The organism is Streptomyces sp. LS-MS-L19 (assembly GCF_058382285.1).
Window position 1 is genome coordinate 7,545,802 of record NZ_JBYCLL010000001.1, and the last position, 18,535, is coordinate 7,564,336.

At 72.4% G+C, this 18,535-nt stretch carries 20 protein-coding genes; 3 read left to right on the forward strand and 17 right to left on the reverse strand.

What is annotated here, in order from left to right:
* Positions 1-40: 40 nt before the first annotated feature.
* From AC2XR2_RS33670 to zapE, 17 genes are all read right to left on the reverse strand, one after another.
* Complete coding sequence (locus tag AC2XR2_RS33670; protein ID WP_381299154.1) at positions 41-832, reverse strand: TIGR04222 domain-containing membrane protein; 792 nt, start codon at positions 830-832, stop codon at positions 41-43.
* Between the two features lie 100 nt (positions 833-932).
* Positions 933-1,727, reverse strand: coding sequence for a DUF4142 domain-containing protein (locus tag AC2XR2_RS33675; RefSeq protein WP_381299155.1), 795 nt, complete (start codon positions 1,725-1,727; stop codon positions 933-935).
* A gap of 123 nt (positions 1,728-1,850) precedes the next feature.
* Positions 1,851-3,173, reverse strand: coding sequence for an MbnB/TglH/ChrH family RiPP precursor modification enzyme (locus tag AC2XR2_RS33680; protein ID WP_491517092.1), 1,323 nt, complete (start codon positions 3,171-3,173; stop codon positions 1,851-1,853).
* A gap of 141 nt (positions 3,174-3,314) precedes the next feature.
* The gene (locus tag AC2XR2_RS33685) at positions 3,315-3,863 is read right to left on the reverse strand and encodes a TIGR03086 family metal-binding protein (RefSeq protein WP_491518549.1); all 549 of its coding nucleotides are present in this window, start codon (positions 3,861-3,863) and stop codon (positions 3,315-3,317) included.
* Positions 3,779-4,318 (reverse strand): hypothetical protein, encoded by a 540-nt coding sequence (locus AC2XR2_RS33690; RefSeq protein ID WP_491517093.1) that lies wholly within the window; start codon positions 4,316-4,318, stop codon positions 3,779-3,781. The genes AC2XR2_RS33685 and AC2XR2_RS33690 overlap by 85 nt, the downstream gene beginning before the upstream one ends.
* An 82-nt stretch (positions 4,319-4,400) precedes the next feature.
* The gene (locus AC2XR2_RS33695) at positions 4,401-5,003 is read right to left on the reverse strand and encodes a TetR/AcrR family transcriptional regulator (RefSeq protein WP_491517094.1); all 603 of its coding nucleotides are present in this window, start codon (positions 5,001-5,003) and stop codon (positions 4,401-4,403) included.
* Positions 5,000-5,716, reverse strand: coding sequence for a peptidyl-tRNA hydrolase (locus AC2XR2_RS33700; protein WP_491517095.1), 717 nt, complete (start codon positions 5,714-5,716; stop codon positions 5,000-5,002). Before AC2XR2_RS33700 ends, AC2XR2_RS33695 begins: the two co-directional genes overlap by 4 nt.
* A 16-nt stretch (positions 5,717-5,732) precedes the next feature.
* Positions 5,733-5,912, reverse strand: a complete 180-nt coding sequence (locus tag AC2XR2_RS33705) for a hypothetical protein (protein ID WP_381299159.1) — start codon at positions 5,910-5,912, stop codon at positions 5,733-5,735.
* Positions 5,913-5,921: 9 nt separating this feature from the next.
* The gene (locus AC2XR2_RS33710) at positions 5,922-6,743 is read right to left on the reverse strand and encodes a polysaccharide deacetylase family protein (protein WP_491517096.1); all 822 of its coding nucleotides are present in this window, start codon (positions 6,741-6,743) and stop codon (positions 5,922-5,924) included.
* Between the two features lie 61 nt (positions 6,744-6,804).
* Positions 6,805-8,322, reverse strand: coding sequence for an FAD-dependent oxidoreductase (locus AC2XR2_RS33715; RefSeq protein ID WP_491517097.1), 1,518 nt, complete (start codon positions 8,320-8,322; stop codon positions 6,805-6,807).
* A 21-nt stretch (positions 8,323-8,343) separates the two neighbouring features.
* Complete coding sequence (locus tag AC2XR2_RS33720; protein WP_491517098.1) at positions 8,344-9,264, reverse strand: PPK2 family polyphosphate kinase; 921 nt, start codon at positions 9,262-9,264, stop codon at positions 8,344-8,346.
* A gap of 80 nt (positions 9,265-9,344) precedes the next feature.
* Positions 9,345-10,712, reverse strand: coding sequence for a PhoX family protein (locus AC2XR2_RS33725; RefSeq protein WP_491517099.1), 1,368 nt, complete (start codon positions 10,710-10,712; stop codon positions 9,345-9,347).
* Positions 10,713-10,813: 101 nt separating this feature from the next.
* On the reverse strand, positions 10,814-11,590 hold the full coding sequence (locus AC2XR2_RS33730; protein ID WP_123763704.1) for a slipin family protein: 777 nt from the start codon (positions 11,588-11,590) through the stop codon (positions 10,814-10,816).
* 114 nt (positions 11,591-11,704) lie between these two features.
* Positions 11,705-13,186, reverse strand: a complete 1,482-nt coding sequence (locus tag AC2XR2_RS33735) for a SulP family inorganic anion transporter (RefSeq protein WP_491517100.1) — start codon at positions 13,184-13,186, stop codon at positions 11,705-11,707.
* Positions 13,187-13,191: 5 nt separating this feature from the next.
* Entirely contained in the window at positions 13,192-13,770 is a 579-nt protein-coding gene (locus AC2XR2_RS33740; RefSeq protein ID WP_123763705.1) for a carbonic anhydrase, read from the reverse strand.
* Between the two features lie 112 nt (positions 13,771-13,882).
* Positions 13,883-14,278, reverse strand: coding sequence for a hypothetical protein (locus AC2XR2_RS33745; protein WP_491517101.1), 396 nt, complete (start codon positions 14,276-14,278; stop codon positions 13,883-13,885).
* 183 nt (positions 14,279-14,461) lie between these two features.
* Complete coding sequence (gene zapE, locus AC2XR2_RS33750; RefSeq protein WP_381299239.1) at positions 14,462-15,538, reverse strand: cell division protein ZapE; 1,077 nt, start codon at positions 15,536-15,538, stop codon at positions 14,462-14,464.
* A gap of 73 nt (positions 15,539-15,611) precedes the next feature.
* Here zapE and AC2XR2_RS33755 point away from each other — a divergent pair, with 73 nt between their 5' ends.
* The 3 genes from AC2XR2_RS33755 (at position 15,612) to murC (ending at position 18,528) form a co-directional block, all read left to right on the forward strand.
* Positions 15,612-16,457: a pyrimidine reductase family protein gene (locus tag AC2XR2_RS33755; RefSeq protein ID WP_491517102.1), complete on the forward strand. Its 846-nt coding sequence runs from the start codon at positions 15,612-15,614 to the stop codon at positions 16,455-16,457.
* Between the two features lie 160 nt (positions 16,458-16,617).
* On the forward strand, positions 16,618-17,091 hold the full coding sequence (locus AC2XR2_RS33760; protein ID WP_330263819.1) for an indole-3-glycerol phosphate synthase: 474 nt from the start codon (positions 16,618-16,620) through the stop codon (positions 17,089-17,091).
* A 45-nt stretch (positions 17,092-17,136) separates the two neighbouring features.
* Positions 17,137-18,528, forward strand: coding sequence for a UDP-N-acetylmuramate--L-alanine ligase (gene murC / locus AC2XR2_RS33765; RefSeq protein ID WP_449353306.1), 1,392 nt, complete (start codon positions 17,137-17,139; stop codon positions 18,526-18,528).
* Positions 18,529-18,535 lie beyond the last annotated feature (7 nt).

Consider the following 18,535-nt stretch of genomic DNA (forward strand, 5'->3'; position numbering starts at 1 on the left):
CCGGTGTCGGCCCCAATGCCTCCGTGCGCCCCCGGAGCGCTCAGTCCCGCGGGTCCGTGCCCCACCCGTCGTGCCGCTGCTCGCGGTGGGCGAAGGCCGCGCGCAGATCGGGTTCGCCGACCGCGCTGATGCCGCGCACCGCGACGGAGGTGAGATACGTCCGCTCGTCCGTGCCGCCGGTGCCCCGGGCCAGGGCGCCGAGCAGCCGCTGGCCGGCCGGGGAGGCCCAGCGCGAGTACGGGTGGACCTCCATCCTCGCGATGGCCAGGCAGCTCAGGTCGAGCGCGAGCGGCAGGGCGAACCAGAGGGCGATCAGGTGCCGCGGCATCTCGGACGGAGCGGGCGCCAGCAGCGCGATCGCGCCCAGGGCCACGACGGCCACCGAGGCCGACCGCACCTGGCGGACCGCCGCCGCGATGCCGGACCGGGCGCCCGCGGGCACGGCGAGGCCCGCGTCCACGAGCCGGTCGCCGAGACCGCGCACCGCGTCCGCCGAAGCCGCGTCGGCGCGCACCGGGGCGATCCGCGACTGCCCCTCGGGCCCGATGGCGCCGATGACCGTGCGCTCCATCTCGTCCCGCCCCCGCGGATCGACGACGGTCGCCCAGCCGGTGCGGGCCAGCAGCAGCCGGCGCTGCCGGGCCATCGAGACGAGCGTCAGATCGGCCACCCGCCGGGGACCGCCGGACAGGAACGCGGCCTCGTACAGCGTCAGATCATGTGCCCGGGCATCCGCGTCCGCGGCCGCCGCGTGAACGGCGGCCAGGCACAACCGCGTGCACGCGGTGCCGGTGGCGGCCCAGGCCAGCAGCAGGAGAAGAACCCAGAACATGCCGCGTTTCTATGCCAAAGGCTCGCGGCGGCGCCATGGGCTGTTCACGATCCGGACGGAGTGTTGTCGGTGTGTGACGTTCCGTTTGTCCGGAAGTGCACTACGACGGGGTGGGCACCGAGGGCGGGCTGGAGGCGGCCGGGGGCAGCGTGTACGTCGTCGCGTACGGCGACGGCGTGACCGGCACGACCACGCCCGGGTCGGTCGTCGGACCGGGCGGCGCGGGGGAGTTGACGAGCGGCGGCGCGCTGTCGCCGGCCAGCTCCTGGGCCAGGGCGGCGAAGTCGACGTACCCGGTGGCCTCCAGGACCTTGATGTGGTCGAGGACGGTGGTGTTGGCGTCGTCGGCCAGGGCGCGGACCAGGGAGTTCTGGGTGCTCGCGCGGACCTCGGCGACGACCGAGAACACCCTGCCGTGCGCCAGGCGCAGGATGTTGGCGAACTGCCGGTCGTAGTCGACGCCCTGGGCCTGGTTCAGGGTTGCGAGCCACTGCTTCTGCTGGTCGTTGGGCTCGTTGGGCAGCGCGAGCCCGAGCTTCGCCGCCACGTCCCGCACCCGGGCGTCCAGGAAGGTGTGCCCCGCCACGAGGTGCTCACCGGCCGTCCGGACCGCCTGCGTCGTGCCCTTCTGCTCCGCCTGCTGACCCGCGGGCAGCTCCCACAGCCCCGCCAGCCGCACCTTGGTGACGAAGTCCCGGTCCAGCGCGGAGAGCGGGCCGTAAGGAGTGGTCACCGTCCCGGCGTTGAGCACGCTCAGCCCCGTGTCCGAGCGGTCAGCGTACGACCAGATCGGGACGAGCAGCGCCACCAGGGTCGCCGTGAGACCGGTGATGATGACTCCGGTGCCGGTGAAGATGCCTCGACCTCTGAGGGGCGGTCGTGGTCGCGGTCGCATGGTGCCTCCAGTTGCGGCACCGCACGCTAGTGGGTTTCAGGTGCGGGGTTGACATATTACCGTCGGGTCAACGTCAACCGTCGTACACCCGTGCCCGCCGGCCACGGGCCGCGGCGCACCCCCTCAGCGCCGCAGCAGCACCTTCCGCGTGGCCCGGGCCAGCCGGACCGCGGGCCGTCGGGACCTCGGCGCGGGCCCCGACCGCTCCAGCCACCACTCCCGCAGCTCCCGCCGCGCCCTGACATCCGCCACCTTCCCGCCGAGCAGCAGGTGTTCGGCGAAGGACAACGCGTCCCGCCGGTACCCGTCCGTCATCGGCGCCCCCTGCGCGTACGCCAGGAACGCCGGCCGGTACCCCGCTCCGAGGATCAACGGCAGCTCCGGCGCCACCTTCGCCACCACGTCCGCCCGCTTCGCCGCGAGCGCCCTCGCCTGCACCCCCAGCCGCACCCGGTCAAACCCCTCCGGAACCGGCGTCCCCGCCACCAGCGCGGACAGCAGCGCGGCCTGCGCGAGGGCGACCCGCTGCCGAGCGGCTTCGACCTGCCCCTCCGGGGATGCGGCCCGCTCAGCACCGACGGACGGCCCCCGCGACACCGCCGACGATCGCCCTGTCCCACCGCCCCCCTTCTCCACAGCGTCCCGGATCGCCCTCAACTCCCCTTCCAGCTCACCCGGTTCGGGGAAGTTCTCGTCCCGTTCCAGCAGTACCCCCGGTGGCGACACCCGGGACGCGAGGTCGGTCAGGATGTCGAGGACCGGTCGGGGTACCGGGTGGGCGTGGCTGTCGTGCCACACGCCGTCCCGCTCGAACCCGCCCGCGACATGGACGTACGCGAGGGCCTCCAGGGGGAGTTCGGCGAGCGCCTCGGCCGGGTCCTCGCCGCGGTTGACGTGGTTGGTGTGCAGATTGGCCACGTCGATCAGCAGCCGCACCCCGGTCCGGTCGGCGAGGTCGTACAGGAACTGGCCCTCGGTCATCTCCTCGCCCGGCCAGCAGATCAGCGCGGCGATGTTCTCCACGGCGAGCGGCACCGGCAGCGCGTCCTGTGCGACGCGGATGTTCTCGCACAGGACGTCGAGCGCGTCCCGGGTGCGGGGGACGGGCAGCAGGTGCCCGGCCTCCAGGCCGGGGGAGGCGGTCAGCGGACCACCCGCCCGGACGAACGCGATGTGCTCGGTGACCAGCGGCGCCCCCAGCGCCTCGACCCGTTCGGCCAGCGCGGCCAGCCGCCCGGCGTCGGGCCGCTCCGCCCCGCCGAGCCCGAGCGAGACCCCGTGCGGCACCACGGTCACCCCGCGCCCGCGCAGCCGCCGCAGCGACTCCGGGAGATGCCCGGGGCAGACGTTCTCGGCCACGACCTCGACCCAGTCGATGCCCGGCATGGCCTCCACCGCGTCCGCGATCTCCGGCCGCCACCCGATACCCGTGCCCAGTCGCTCCATGGTCCGTCCCCTCCTCGTCCTCTCCCGTATCCCTCCGGCTGCCCGCCGATCGGCGTGACGGAGGTATGGCCCAGGGCCTCCGGCCCGAACCGTGCCCGGGGGACCTTCAGAGCAACATTTGAGGTTCGGGACCGGGCCCCGTCAGACGCCCGTGCCGGGCCACGCCTCCGGCTCCCGGCCCAGCAGCCGCAGCGTCTCCTCCAGCGGCCCGGCCCCCTCCGGAACCTTCAGCGCGGGCGCGAACGCGAACCCCGGGCCGCGGCCCGCCGGATCCGTCGGCACCCGCCGGGCGACGGCCAGTGCCGTCCCGAGCACCTCGTCCGCCAGCCAGAGCGGCACTCCGAGCGCCGCCGCCACGTCCCACGCGTGCACCACGTAGTCCACTAAGTGAAACCCGATCGCCGTACGGCCGGCGAACCCGCCGCCCAGCTCCGGCAGCACGAACTCCCGCTCCACCGCCCCCGTTTGGGCGAAGGCCGCGAGCACCGCGTCGGCGGCCCTCCGGTGCGCCCGGGCGGGGTCACCGTCCTCCGCCCGCTCCCGCCAGAACCGCGTCTCACCGCCCTCGCCCCGGGCCGCCGCCGCGAATCCGTGGTGCTGGCCGGTCATGTGCGCCACCAGCCGCCGCAGGTCCCACCCCGCACAGGGGGTGTCCCGCGCCCAGTCCCCCTCCCGGGCCAGGTCCACCACCCGCGCAGCCTCCCGTACGGCGATCCGGTCCAGCTCGACGACATCCATCTGCGCTCCTCGGAGATCAGCTCAAGGGCGTACGCCCACACGGCATCCGGCTCGAACTCCTCGAACTCCCGCCGGGCCGACCGCAGTTCACCGCGCCCGCGATACGCACGGACGATCCGCGCATGGTCCGGGCGCCCGGTGAACCCCTTCAGTCCCCGCTCCTCGGTCCACACGGACACGGACCCGGAGCGCCGGCGCAGAGGATCCGCCCACAGCCACATGCCGACCGCGCCGGGAGTCGACGCCCAGGTGCGGCGCAACCGCAGTCCCGCCAGCGCCACGGCCACGGACTGCCCGTAGTCGTGGGCGGTGAAGTCGGTGAGGGCGACGAGCACAGGATTGTCGAGCGGGATCGCGGGGCCGGACGTCCAGCGGGAGCGCAGGACACGGCGTCGAGGAGTACCCATGCCCCGACCATAAAACTAAACGAACGATCGTGCTACTAGTTTCCGGGACCGAAGCGGCGCGGCAACCGGCCTGCCGCAGATCTCAGGTGCCCAACCGTGCCGCGATGCCCCGCCGGGCTCTCGCATAGGGCGTGGACTCGCCGTGCAGCAGCGACATCGCGTTCGCCGTCTCCATCAACGCGACCACCTCGAAGGCGAGTTGCGCCGGATCGGTGCCCGCGTCCAGTTCACCCCGGGCCCGCGCCCGCTCGGCGCACCTCTCCAACTCCGCGAGCCAGGCCCGCTGGGCCTCGACGAGGGCGTCATGGACCGGGCCCTCGCGGGCGTCGAACTCGGCCATCACGCCGTAGAAGAAGCACCCCCCGGGAAAGACCCGTTCCTCCGAGTACCGCAGCCAGCCCTCGCACAGCCCTCGCAGGCGCGCGAGCCCCTCCGCCGCCTCGGCGACCGGCTCCAGCACCTCGGCGACGAAGATCCGCGAGGCCTCCCGCACGGTCGCCAGCTGCAACTCCTGCTTGGAGCCGAACAGCGCGAAGACCCCGCTCTTGCTCAGCTCCAGCTCCCCGGCCAACCGCCCCACGGACAAGGCCTCCAGGCCCTCGACCGAGGCGATGTCGACGGCCCGCCGCAACACCGTCCGCCGGGTCCGGTTACCGCGCTCCACGCGCCCGTCGAGGCGGGTCACCGCAGCGCCGGATGGTCGGCGACGACCGTGCAGGAGCCCGGCGCGATCTCGGTGAAGCCGGCGTCACGGACCAACGGCAGCCCGCTGGTGGTCAGTTCAGCCCAGCGGCCTGGGTCCGCGGTGCGCACGGCGAGCGGGAACCCGGCGTCCCGCCAGCCGGCCTTCTCCCCGTCCGACAGTTCCCACCAGGCCAGTTGGGCGCCGTGACCGGCCTGGGCCATCGCCTTGCCGGCCGACATGTCGAGATCAGGGTTGAGCCACAGCACCGGGGTCGCCGGGTCCGCCGCCACCGGGGGCTCCGGGTCGTCGAGGTCGGTGCCGGAGACCTGGAGCTTGGCCAGTTCCTTGGGCCAGCCGTCGAGCGGCACCGGGGGGAACACCCGCACCTCCGCCGACTTCCCCGGCACGGTGATCCCGGGCAGCGCCTCCGCCCGCCGCCACTCGGCCCCCCGGGCCCGCCGTACGACCTTCCGGATCCGGGCGTCCTGCCAGTCCCGCACGACCTCGGCCCACTCCCCGTCGCCGATCGAGCGCTCGTCGCTCAGCATCACGAGCACGGCCCGGGCCGCGGTCTCCAGAGCGTCGGTGCGAGCGGGCGGAGCGGCCTTCTCGATCCGGACGACCAGGGGCAGCACGAACTGCGGCGCCTGGTCGCGCGCGGTCCGCTCGGAACGGAAGGGGCTGTCGGTCGAGGGCGTCACGTCGTTGCTCACCGGACAACCCTAAAGCTCAGCCGGAACAGGCCGTCCGCTGAGCCTCCTGCCACTCGCAGACGGGGCACAAGGTGATGCCCTTGTACGAGTCCGGATATTCGGTCGGCTTCCGGCACAGCACGCAGTCCGCGTACGGCGGTCCATCGGCGACCGGCGGCTTCGGCACGTCGCCGATCGTGCAGTAGTCCTCGCTCATACCTCCAGCCTAGGACCCGATCAGCTCGGACACCTTCACGAACCGGAAGCCCCGCGCCCGCAGCTCCGGCACCACCGCCCGGACCACCCGTTCCGTCGTCGGCGCCGCGCTCCGCGTGCAGTGCAGGACCACGACCGACCCCGGCCGCACCCCCTCCAGCACCTGCCGCGACACCGCGTCCGCGTCCGTCGCGAACGCGTCCCCGCTCACCACGTCCCACTGCACCGCGGTCACCCCGGCCGGGGTCAGCTCCCTGAGCGCCCGACGGTCGTAGCACCCGCCGGGAAAGCGGAAGTACGGCCGCGCGTCCGGCACCCCGGCCTTCCGGAACGCCGCGTAGGCGCGCTCCACGTCCGCCCGCATCCGGTCGGCGGACACGGTTGGCAGTCCGTAGCAGTCGCCGGTGAAGGCGTAGTGGCTGTAGGAGTGGTTGGCCACCTCGAAGAGCGGGTCCCGCCCGATCGACCGGGCCTGGTCCGGGTACTCCTCGGCCCACCGCCCGGTCATGAACACGGTGGCCGGCACCTTCAGCGCCCGCAGCGCCGAGATCAGACCCGGATTGTCGAAGTGCTCACCGGCCGCGGCCCGTGCCCCCTGGTCCGCGGTCATGTCGGCGTCGAAGGTGAGCGCGACGGTCCGGCCGCGGCCGCGGGAGCCGTTGGTGAAGACGGGGGTCAGGCCGCCCGGACCGGGCGCCAGCGTGGGCGGCGCGGTGGTCGCCGAGGGGGCCGGGCGGGCCGGGCGAGCGGCCTGGCGGGGAGCGGCGGCGCAGGCCGTGAGGGCGGCGCCGAGGAGTAGGACGGCGGTGACGCGTCGTACAAGAGTGATCACCGAATGAAAATAGGGCGAACCATCCTATTTTCCTGTAACACCTGTCCGTGCCGTCACCCGCTCAGATGTCCCGCCGCTCCAGCGGCTTGGTCGCCGGTCCCTGGATCACCTTGCCGTTGGTGTCGAAGCGGGAGCCGTGGCACGGGCACTCCCAGGCGTCCTCGGCGCCGTTGAAGGAGACCAGACAGCCGAGGTGGGTGCAGCGGGGGGAGACGGCGTGCAGGGCGCCCTCCTCGTCGCGGTAGACCGCGACCCGGTCGCCGTTCACCCGGACCACGGCCCCCTCTCCCGGCGGGAGGGACTCCAGCGGGGGCGCCGGACGCAGGCGGTCGCCGACGAAGTGGCGGGCCACCTGGGCCTGCGTCTTGAGGAAGGACGGCGCCTCGCGGACCTGCGAGCGCAGCCGGCGCGGGTCGTACAACTCGCTCCACGCGCACTGCTCGCCGGTGATCTGGGCCGTGAGCAGACGGCCCGCCATGATGCCGCCGCTCATGCCCCAGCCGCCGAACCCGGTGGCGACATAGGTGTGCCGGGCGCCCGGGTGCAGGGGGCCGACCAGCGGCACGGTGTCGGTGGGGTCGTTGTCCTGGGTGGCCCAGGCGTGGGTGAACTCGACGTCGGGGAAGTGCCGGGCGGCCCAGCCGGAGAGGTCGTCGAACCGGGCCCGGGTGTCGCCGGTGCCGGGCGTGAAGTGCTCGCCGGTGACGATGAGCAGGCGCCGGTCCTCGTCCCAGGGAGCCGTACGGACCGAGCGGGTGCCCTCGTCCGGCGTGATGAACATGCCGTCCGGGTCCCGCTCCCGCTCGATCGTCCCGGCGACCACCAGCTCGCGGCGCGGCGAGAGCCGGGTGAACAGCAGGGCCCGGTCGAAGATCGGGTAGTGGGTGGCGACCACGACGTCCCGGGCCGTCACCGTCGCCCCCGTGTCCGTCTTCAGGCGGCACGGCTCACCCTCGTCGAGGCCGATGACGACGGTGTGCTCGTGGACGGCCGCCCCGGAGGCGACCAGGTCCTCCATCAGGGCCAGCAGGTACTTGCGGGGATGGAACTGCGCCTGGTCCGTGACCCGCACCGCCCCCGCCACCGGGAACGGCAGCCCGGTCTCCGTCACGAACGACGCCGGCAGCCCCGCCTCCCGGGCGGCCTCCGCCTCGGCCCGCAGCTCCTCGACCCGGCTCTCGTCACGGACGTAGGTGTAGGCGCTGCGCCGCTCCCAGTCGCAGTCGACGCCCAGCTCCTCCGCGATCTCGGCGGCCCGTTCGATCGCCTCGCTCTGCGAGCGGGCGTAGAGCCGGGCGCCCTCCGGGCCGCGGGTGCGGCGCAGTTTGTCGTAGATCAGGGTGTGCAGGGCGGTCAGCTTGGCGGTGGTGTGCCCGGAGACCCCGCCCGCCACCTGCCCGGCCTCCAGGACGGCCACCCGCCGCCCGGCCTGCGTCAGCTCCCACGCCGTGCTCAGCCCGGCGATGCCGGCGCCGATGACGGCCACGTCGACGTCGAGGTCCTCGGTCAGTGGCGGCTGGGGCCCGCCGGGTGCCGTCTCCAGCCAGTACGAGCCCTTGACGTGCCGGTTCTCGGTCATGCGGGCCGAGTACCCCGGGATTCACTGTTCCAGCAGCCGCCTGCGCGCTTCCGCCACGTCGAAGTCCGCCTTCGGATAGTGCGGGTCCAGCTCGGACAGGTGCTCCAGGAGGAGCCGGCTGACCGCCCAGTTGCGGTACCACTTGCGGTCGGCGGGGACCAGGTACCAGGGCGCGTGCCGGGTCGAGCAGCGCTCCAGGGCGATCTCGTACGCCCGCTGGTAGGCGGACCACAGGGCGCGCTCGTCGATGTCCGAGACGTTGAACTTCCAGTGCTTGTCCGGGCGGTCCAGGCGCTTGAGGAGACGGTCGCGCTGTTCGTCGTACGAGATGTGCAGGAAGCACTTGACCACGGTGACGCCGTCGTCGGTAAGAGCCTTCTCGAAGCGGTTGATCTCGTCGTAGCGGCGCTCGAGCTCGGCCGTCGGGGCGAGTTCGCGCACCCGGGCGATGAGGACGTCCTCGTAGTGCGAGCGGTCGAAGATGCCCAGCTCACCGGCTTGCGGCAGGGCCTTCTTCACGCGCCAGAGGAAGGGGTGCTCCAGCTCCTTCGGGGTGGGTGCCTTGAAGGCGTGGATGCGGCAGCCGGAGGGGTTGAACAGGCCGATGACGTGCTTGACCGTGCCGCCCTTGCCGCTGGTGTCCATGCCCTGGAGCACCAGCAGGACCCGGCGCCGGTCGCCCGCCGTGCTCGCCGCCCACAGACGTTCCTGAAGGTCGCCGAGCGGGGTGGCGAGCGCGGTCATCGCGGCCAGGCCCGCCTCCTTGTCCCGGGGACCGGCCGGGATCTCCCGGGCGTCGTAGGAGGCCAGGTCCACGGTCTTGCCGCCCGGCACGCGCAGCAGCCCGCGCAGGGAGAAGTCGTCGGCCTCGGAGCCCTTCTCGGTCGCGCGGGCCTTCGAGTCCTTCTTCCCCGCGTCGGCCTTCGAGCCCTTCTTGGACATGGGGCACCCCTTCCGGTCCGGGTCCGGTCCCTCGATCCTGCGCCGGGGGACCGGGGCGCGCCAGCCGTCGCGGAGGGCGGCTACCTGCGCCAGGGGCCCGTCACCGCGAAGGTCGTCCCGGGCGTGTAGCAGTTGACGTACATCGTCTGCCCGTCGGGGGAGAAGGTGACGCCGGCGAACTCGCCCCACTCCGGTGCCTCGGGGGTGCCGATGTTCTGCGCGTTGCGGGCCATCGCGTAGACCTCGCCGTGCCGGGTCACACCGAACACGTGCTGGGCGCCGTTGCCGTCCTCGCACACCATCAGGCCGCCGCTGGGCGCCAGGCAGATGTTGTCGGGGGACTCGCCCGGCAGCTGCACATCGGTGTCCGGGCCGAAGACGATCACCAGGGTGAGCCGGCGCGCCGAGGGGTCGTAGCGCCAGATCTGCCCGAAGTGGTCGGCGGCCGAACCCTCCGCGCTGTGCGCGAACGACGACACGAAGTAGACGGACTTCCCGCCCCAGTAGCAGCCCTCCAGCTTCTGGGCGTGCGTGATGCCCTTCGGGCCGAAGTCCTGGAGCCGGACGGGGGTCTGGGCGGCCAGCGGGTCCGGTACGTCGACCCACTCGATGCCCTCGAAGCAGGCGCCGGTCTCCTGGATCACGGACAGGTCCGGCACGCCCGGCACCCGCATCGCCTGGAGCCGGCCGCCCGCGCGCAGCGAACCGGGGCCGCCCTGGGGCCGGTTGGGCAGGAAGCGGTAGAAGAGGCCGAAGGGCTTGAGGAAGGCGTCCTCGGTCTCGTAGACGATCCCGCGCTTCGGGTCGATCGCGATGGCCTCGTGCTGGAAGCGGCCCATCGCGGTCAGCGGTACGGCGCCCGAGCGGTGCGGGTCGACCGGGTCCACCTCGAAGATGAAGCCGTGGTCCTTGGTGTAGCCGTTGGTGCCGGCCTTGTCCTCGGTCTCCTCGCAGGTCAGCCAGGTGCCCCAAGGGGTGGGCCCGCCCGCGCAGTTGACGGCGGTACCGGCGATGGCGACCCGCTCCGACAGCACGTTGTTCCGGGAGTCCAGCGTGAGCGCCGTACAACCGCCCTTGCCGGCCGGGTCGTAGGTGAGGCCCTCGATCGTCGGCACCTGGAGGGGGGCGGTGGGGCGGTTCTCGTGGTTGCGGACCAGGTGGACCCGGCCGTGTCTGCCGGGCAGTGCGGTCATGCCGTCGTGGTTGGAGGGGACCTTGCCCTCACCGGAGCGCAGCTGGTCGCCCTCACGGGAGAGGACCTTGTAGCGGAACCCTTTCGGCAGGTCCAGCAGGCCCTTCGGGTCGGGTACGAGGGGGCCGTAGCCGGTGTGGCCGAGGGACTGGGCGGCGGCCGTGCCCGCGAAGAGTTCGGACAGGGCCCCGGTGAAGGCGATGCCGACCCCGAGGGCCCCTGAGCGGGCGAGGACTTGACGTCGTGTTGCAGACATGGCGGTGCGACCTTCCTGCTGGCGGACAGGAACTGTGACGCCGCTGTGTCTATCACCTGGGTCGGCCCTCGGGAACCACGCGCGTAGCGTGTCCCCCTCCGTCACTGCCCGGTCGGGTGCTCCTGCGCGCGCTCCAGGAAGCGCAACAGCTCCACCGGGAACGGCAGGACCAGCGTGGAGTTCTTCTCCGCGGCCACCGCGACGACCGTCTGGAGCAGCCTCAGCTGGAGCGCGGCGGGCTGCTCGGACATCTCCTTGGCGGCCTCCGCGAGCTTCTTGGATGCCTGGAGCTCGGCGTCGGCGTTGATGATCCGGGCCCGCCGCTCACGGTCGGCCTCGGCCTGGCGGGCCATCGACCGCTTCATCGTGTCCGGCAGCGACACGTCCTTGATCTCCACGCGGTCCACCTGCACACCCCAGCCCACGGCCGGACTGTCGATCATCAGCTCCAGGCCCTCGTTGAGCTTCTCGCGGTTGGACAGCAGATCGTCCAGCTCGCTCTTGCCGATGATCGAACGCAGCGAGGTCTGGGCCATCTGCGAGACGGCGAACTTGTAGTCCTCGACCTTCACGAGGGCGCTCGCCGCGTCGACGACCCGGAAGTAGACGACCGCGTCCACGCGCACCGTCACGTTGTCCCGGGTGATGCCCTCCTGGGCCGGCACCGGCAGCGTGACGATCTGCATGTTCACCTTGTGCAGCCGGTCCACGAACGGCACGACCACCGTGAACCCGGGCTCGCGCACCCCGCCCGCGAGCCGCCCGAGGCGGAAGACCACCCCGCGCTCGTACTGCTTGACGACCCGGGCCGCCGCCGCGAGGTAGACGCATCCGGCGGCGGCGGTCGCCGCGGCCGCCGCCAACAACTCTGGGAGCATGCCGACCCCCTCGTCGAGAGGTCCTTTATGTCTGCTCCTACGACCATATGCCTGACGCCCGGTCCGGGGCCACGATCGGCCTCGCACCGGGCGTCGGGAGTGCCTTCGGCCGCGCTAGGGAGCGACGGCCTTCACGGGCTCGGGCTCGGTGACCCGCACCGGTTCCGTGCCGACGGAGCTGTGCCGCTCGGCCCAGTTCTCCAGGGCCGTACGGCAGGCGTGGTCCAGGTGGTGCAGGCCGGAGAGGTCCAGCTCCACGGCCCGGTCCTGGGGCAGCGACTCCAGGCTGTCGAGGATCTTCGGCAGCCTCAGGAAGGTCGCGTTGCCCGACAGGTGCGCCTGGATGGGGCCCGCGCCCTTGTCGACGATCTCCAGCCTGAGGTGCGAGGCCTCCCAGGCGGTCTTGGCGACGGACAGCGCCAGACCGATCAGCACACCCTCGAACATGTTGATCGCGACGATCGAGACGGCCGTGGCCACCAGGATCAGCGCCTCACCGCGGTGGCTGCGCCACAGCGGCACGATCGCCCGGAACGGGATCAGCTTGAAGCCCGCGTGGACCAGGATGCCGGCGAGCGCGGGCAGCGGGATCAGCGCCAGCGTGGACGGCAGCAGGGCCGCGAACAGCAGCAGCCACACACCGTGCATGAACCGGGACGCCTTGGTCCGCGCGCCCGCCTGGACGTTGGCGGAGCTGCGCACGATGACCGCGGTCATGGGCAGGGCGCCGAGCGCGCCGCACACCGCGTTGCCCGCGCCCTGGGCCATGAGTTCCCTGTCGTACTCGGTGCGCGGGCCGTCGTGCAGCCGGTCCACCGCGGCCGCGCTGAACAGCGACTCGGCGGAGGCGATCAGCGTGAACGCCAGGATGGTGCCGAATATGGCCGGGTCGGCCAGCTCGCCGAAGGCCTCCGAACCGGGCGGCTGGATGGAGTCCAGCAGGCCGTTCACCTCGACGGTGGCGATCGACAGGCCGAAGACCTGGGTGACCACGGTGGCCAGCAGGACGGCGGCGAGCGCGCCCGGCACGGTCTGCGCCTTCTTGGGCAGCTTCTTCCACAGCACCAGCACCGCGACGGTGCCCGCGCCGACGGCGAGCGAGATGAGCGCGGTGGAACTGCCGAGCGCGTCGACGGCGGCACCGGGCAGCCCCAGGATCTTGCCGACCCCGGTGGTGGGCGCCTTCAGGCCGGCCGCGGAGTACAGCTGGCCGGCGATGAGCACGAGGCCGATACCGGCCAGCATGCCCTCGACGACCGAGACGGATATCGCCCGGAACCAGCGCCCCAGCTTCAGGGCGCCCATGGCGAGCTGGATGAGCCCGGCGGCCAGCACGATCACACCGAGCGCGGGGAGCCCGAACTCCTGCACCGCCTCGAAGACGAGGACGGTCAGACCGGCGGCCGGCCCGGAGACCTGGAGGCTGCTGCCCCGCATGACTCCGGTGACCAGCCCGCCGACTATGCCGGTGACGAGCCCGAGCTCGGCCGGGACACCGGAGGCGACGGCCACGCCCACGCACAGCGGGAGCGCGACCAGGAACACGACCAGGGAGGCGGCGAAGTCCTGCCGCAGATGAGGGAATTTGGTCAGCATCCCGATCACAGACCCTCGAACGCGTCGGTCTCGGCGCGGTGGACGCGCACCGCGCCCGTGTGCACCTCGTAGTACCAGGCGTGCAGGGTCAGTTGTTCTTCCGCGAGCTTCTTGTCGATGAAGGGGTAGGACCGCAGCCGCAGGACCTGGGCCAGGACATGGCTCTGCACACCCTCGGCCACCTCCGGGTCCTCGGCCGCGCCGGCCGGGCGCGGGGTGGCGCGGTGCAGCCAGTCCCGTACGGCGGGCACGGCGTCGAGGTCGTCGCCGCGGACCAGGGCGCCGACGGCGCCGCAGTGGGAGTGCCCGCAGACCACGATGTCGCGCACGCCGAGGACTTCCACGGCGTACTCGATGGTGGCCGCCTCGCTGGTGGGGTGCTCGGAGGCGTAGGGGGGAACGATGTTGCCCGCGGTGCGCAGCTCGAAGAGCTCGCCCGGTCGGGCGCCCGTGATCAGGGCCGGGACGACCCTGGAATCCGAGCAGGTGATGAACAGAACCTGGGGGGACTGGCCTTGGGCCAGCGGGGCGAACTCCTCAGGGCGCTGTCCGAACGTACGGGCGTTGTCGATGAGGGGCTGCATGTGGTGACTCCTCCTGGCGCGCCGTGGGGGCGCGTCGGGCGTACCGGCCGCGCGGGACGCGCGTCGGCTTGCATGACAGTGATTCAGGTGAGGTGGGGGGACTTCGCCGCGATCAGCAGCGGAAGACCTGAAGTGCCGCCGGAGCATGGGCTGTCGAGGGTCTCGACAAGGGGAAACCGCCGGGCACGGCGTGTTTCCCGGGTGCGCTCGCCGACTCCTGGGTCGGTGCCGGGCGCTCGGGCCCCTGGGGGGCGAAGTCGACGGCGCGGTGCCGGTCGCGTGCGCGCAGGGGACCGGTCGGGTCCCCCGCGGGGTTGCAGTGGCGCTTCGTGGCGGCTTCGGTGCGCTGGGTGGCGCCGGTTGGTTTGGATCCGGCAAGAGCTTTGGCCTCGACTTGACGGCCAGTATGCGCGGATGCGAAGCCCCCGGTGGGAGCGAAGAACTGGAGGGCGAGCAGGACGGCGGCGAGGGCCGTGAGCGCGGTACGCACCGTCGCACCTCGGAACATGCGCCCCCCTCCCGCATTCGCACTTCTAGTCCAGACCAACGGTTGGTCAACGGCTGGTCAAGAAACACCTTAGCCCGGCAAAGTTGTTTGCAGGGTTAACTTAACGTTTCCAGCTGAAGAGAGGCTGAAGCGTGCGGGGTCGCTGTCGCGAACTTGCCCTTGACGGGCGAACTTTCGGTGTGATTACGCGACGAGACCCTTGGCGTCGCGGGCCAGCGCGGTGAGCCGGGATATCGCGCGGAAGTACTTCTTGCGGTAGCCGCCGTTCAGCATCTCCTCGCTGAACAGCCGGTCGAAGGGCAGCCCGGAGGCCAGCACCGGCACCTCGCGGTCGTAGAGACGGTCCGCCAGCACCACGAGCCGCAGCGCCGTCGACTGGTCCGGCACCGGCTGGACGTCGGTGAGGCACACCGCCCGCAGACCGTCCGTCAGGGCGCCGTACCGGCTGGGGTGGACCTTGGCGAGGTGCGCCAGCAGGCTCGGGAAGTCGTCGAGGGAGGCGCCCTCGGTGGCGTACGCCGCCCTGGTGACCTCCTCGTCGGCGAACGGCGCCGGCGCCTCGGGCAGCCCGCGGTGGCGGTAGTCCTCGCCGTCGATGCGCAGGGGGCGGAACTGCGCCGCGAGGCCCTGGATCTCGCGCAGGAAGTCGGCGGCCGCGAACCGGCCCTCGCCGAGCTTGCCCGGCAGGGTGTTGGAGGTGGCGGCGAGCGCCACGCCCGCGTCAACGAGCTTGCCGAGCAGGGTGGAGACCAGGACGGTGTCGCCGGGGTCGTCCAGTTCGAACTCGTCGATGCACAGCAGGCGGTGGCCGGAGAGCGTCCGGACCGTCTGCTGGAAGCCGAGGGCGCCGACCAGGTTGGTCAGCTCGACGAAGGTGCCGAAGGCCTTGAGGGCGGGCTCGGCGGGGGTGGCGTGCCACAGGGAGGCCAGCAGGTGGGTCTTGCCGACGCCGTAGCCGCCGTCGAGGTAGACACCGCGGGGGCCGGCGGGCGTCTTCGCCGGCTTGGTCCTGCCGAACGCCTTGCCGAAGCCGAGGAAGCCGCGCTTGCCGCCGCCGAGCGCGTGGGCGCCGCCGAGGCCCGCCGCGAAGCCTTCCAGGACCCGCACGGCATCGGTCTGGCTGGGCTGGTTCGGGTCCGGGAGGTAGGTGTCGAAACGCACCGAGTCGAACCGCGGCGGCGGCACCATCTCGGCGACCAGCCGGTCCGCGGGGACGTGCGGCGCGCGGTCGCACAGGGACAGCGGGGCGGTCTCGGCCATCGGGCCGAACCCGGACGCGGCGGGGGAAGTAGACACGGTTCACCATGCTAAGCGCCGTGCCAGACTGCACGACATGCGACGCCTGTTCCCTGTGACCGACCAGACAGCGATCCGGACCCCGGCCGAGGACGGGAGCGGCCGCGACGGCGACGCGACGGCGGCCCGGCCACCGGCGGGTCATGACTGGAGCCTCGCCGAGCTGGCCGCCGCCTACGCCTACCCCGAGCTCGGGCCGGGCGCGGGACCCGGTGCTCCGGAGGTCTGGCTGCGCGCCAACATGGTTTCCACGCTCGACGGGGCCGCCCAGCACGACGGTCGTTCGCACCCCATCTCGACCGCGACCGACATGCGGATCTTCGGGACGCTGCGGGCGCTGGCCGACGTCGTGGTGGTCGGTGCGGAAACGGTCCGCCAGGAGGGGTACCGGCCCGCACGCGCGCGTGCCGAGTTCGCGGCCGTGCGGGAGACCGCCGGACAGGGCCCGGCCCCGGCGATCGCGGTGGTCAGCGCGAGCCTGGACCTGGACTTCTCCCTCCCGCTGTACACCTCGCCCCTGGTGCCCACGCTGATCCTCACGGGCGCGGCGGCGGCACCGGACCGCGTCGCCGCGGCGGAGAAGGCCGGGGCACGGGTGGTGATCGCCGGGGACGGCGTCGGCGTCGACCCCGCGCGGGCGGTACGGGCGCTGGCCGAACTCGGGCACACCCGGCTGCTGACCGAGGGCGGACCGCGGCTGCTCGGACAGCTGGTGGCCGCCGGGGTGCTCGACGAGCTCTGTCTGACCCTGTCCCCGATGCTCACCGCGGGGGACGCGCAGCGGATCGCGGGGGGACCGTCGGTCGCGGTGCCCACGCGGTTCGTACTGGACTCCCTGCTGGAGGAGGACGGATTCCTCTACAGCAGGTACCGCCGGCCTTGAACGGGGGCGTATGGGTAGAGGGGTTCGATCCGTACCGCTGTCGCCGACATCGGTGGAATCTGTCGTTCCGTTTAGCGTCCGACGGGCACACTGAATCGGCAGTACCCGTGCGATCACGGGGCAGGATGGTTTCCGCAGAGCCCAGAGAAGGGGACGCCCGGTGTTCACCAGCGTTTTGATGATCGAGAAGGCCCTGACGTCCGCCGACGTGGAGTTCGTCACCACCTTGCACGGGGACGAGCAGGTCGCGTTCCACGTGCTGCTCCAGCCGCGGGGAGATCAGGCGGACCGGCTGCTGAGGGCCATCGACGACGTGGCGCTGGGCGAGCTGGACGAGGCCGTACGGGAGCGGGAGACACCCGAGGGCGAGGCCGCGAAGGGAGTGGGGGAGCAGGCGCTGTCCGTGTCCCTCCAGGCGCTCAGAGCCTCCGGGAGCGAGGCGGAGGGGCGGCTCATCGAGGACCACCCCCTGGACGCGCTGAAGTCCCTCGTCGACGAGATCGGCGCGGACGAGGTGATCGTCCTGACCGATCCGCACTACGTGGAGGAGTTCTTCCACCGCGACTGGGCGTCCCGGGCGCGTCACAAGGTGGGCGTCCCGGTGCTGAAGCTGTTCTCGCACAGCAAGGCATAGGCTGAGCCCCGCACTCGTACCGCACCACTTTGGGGAGACACACGCATGGCACCCGGCCTTCCTACCGCCATGGACCGACCGCACTTCATCGGGATCGGTGGGGCCGGGATGTCGGGGATCGCGAAGATCCTCGCGCAGCGCGGCGCGAAGGTGGCCGGCAGCGACGCCAAGGAGTCGGCGACCGCGGAGGCGCTGCGGGCGCTGGGCGCGACCGTGCACATCGGGCACGCGGCGGAGCACCTGGCGTCCGACGCCACCTGCGTGGTCGTGTCCTCGGCGATCCGGGCCGACAACCCCGAGCTGGCCCGGGCGGCCGAGCTCGGCATCCCGGTCGTCCACCGCTCCGACGCCCTCGCCTCCCTGATGGACGGCCTGCGGCCGATCGCCGTCGCGGGCACCCACGGCAAGACGACCACCACCTCGATGCTGGCGGTCTCCCTGTCCGAACTGGGCCTGAAGCCGTCGTACGCGATCGGCGGCGACCTCGACGCCCCCGGCTCCAACGCCCTGCACGGCGAGGGCGAGATCTTCGTCGCCGAGGCCGACGAATCGGACCGCAGCTTCCACAAGTACGCCCCCGAGGTCGCGATCGTCCTCAACGTCGAGCTCGACCACCACGCCAACTACGCGTCGATGGACGAGATCTACGAGTCCTTCGAGACGTTCGTGGACCGCGTCACCGAGGGCGGCACGCTGGTGGTCAACGCCGACCACGAGGGCGCTCGCGAGCTGACCCGGCGGGTCACCGCCTGTGACGTGCGCGTGGTGACGTACGGCGACGCCGAGGACGCCGACGTGCGGGTGCTGTCCGTCGTGCCGCAGGGTCTGAAGAGCGAGGTCACCGTGCTCCTCGACGGTGCCGAGCTCACCTTCACGGTCTCCGTCCCCGGCCGGCACTACGCGCACAACGCGGTCGCCGCGCTGGCAGCGGGCGTGGCCCTCGGGGTCCCGGCCGCCGAGCTGGCGCCCGCCCTGGCCGCGTACACCGGCGTCAAGCGGCGCCTCCAGCTCAAGGGCGAGGCGGCCGGCGTCCAGGTCATCGACTCCTACGCCCACCACCCCACCGAGATGACCGCCGACCTGGAGGCCATGCGCGCGGCCGCCGGGGACGCCCGGATCCTGGTCGTCTTCCAGCCCCACCTCTTCTCCCGCACGCAGGAGCTCGGCAAGGAGATGGGCGAGGCCCTCGCGCTGGCCGACGCCTCGGTCGTCCTGGACATCTACCCGGCCCGCGAGGACCCGATCCCCGGGGTCACCAGCGAGCTGATCATCGACGCGGCGCGTACCGCGGGCGCGGACGTGACGCCGGTCCACGACAAGGCGGAGGTGCCGTCGGTGGTCGCGGGAATGGCGAAGGCCGGTGATCTGGTTCTCACCATGGGCGCGGGTGATGTCACGGACCTCGGCCCGCTGATCCTGGACCGTCTCGCGAAGTAAGGGGCTG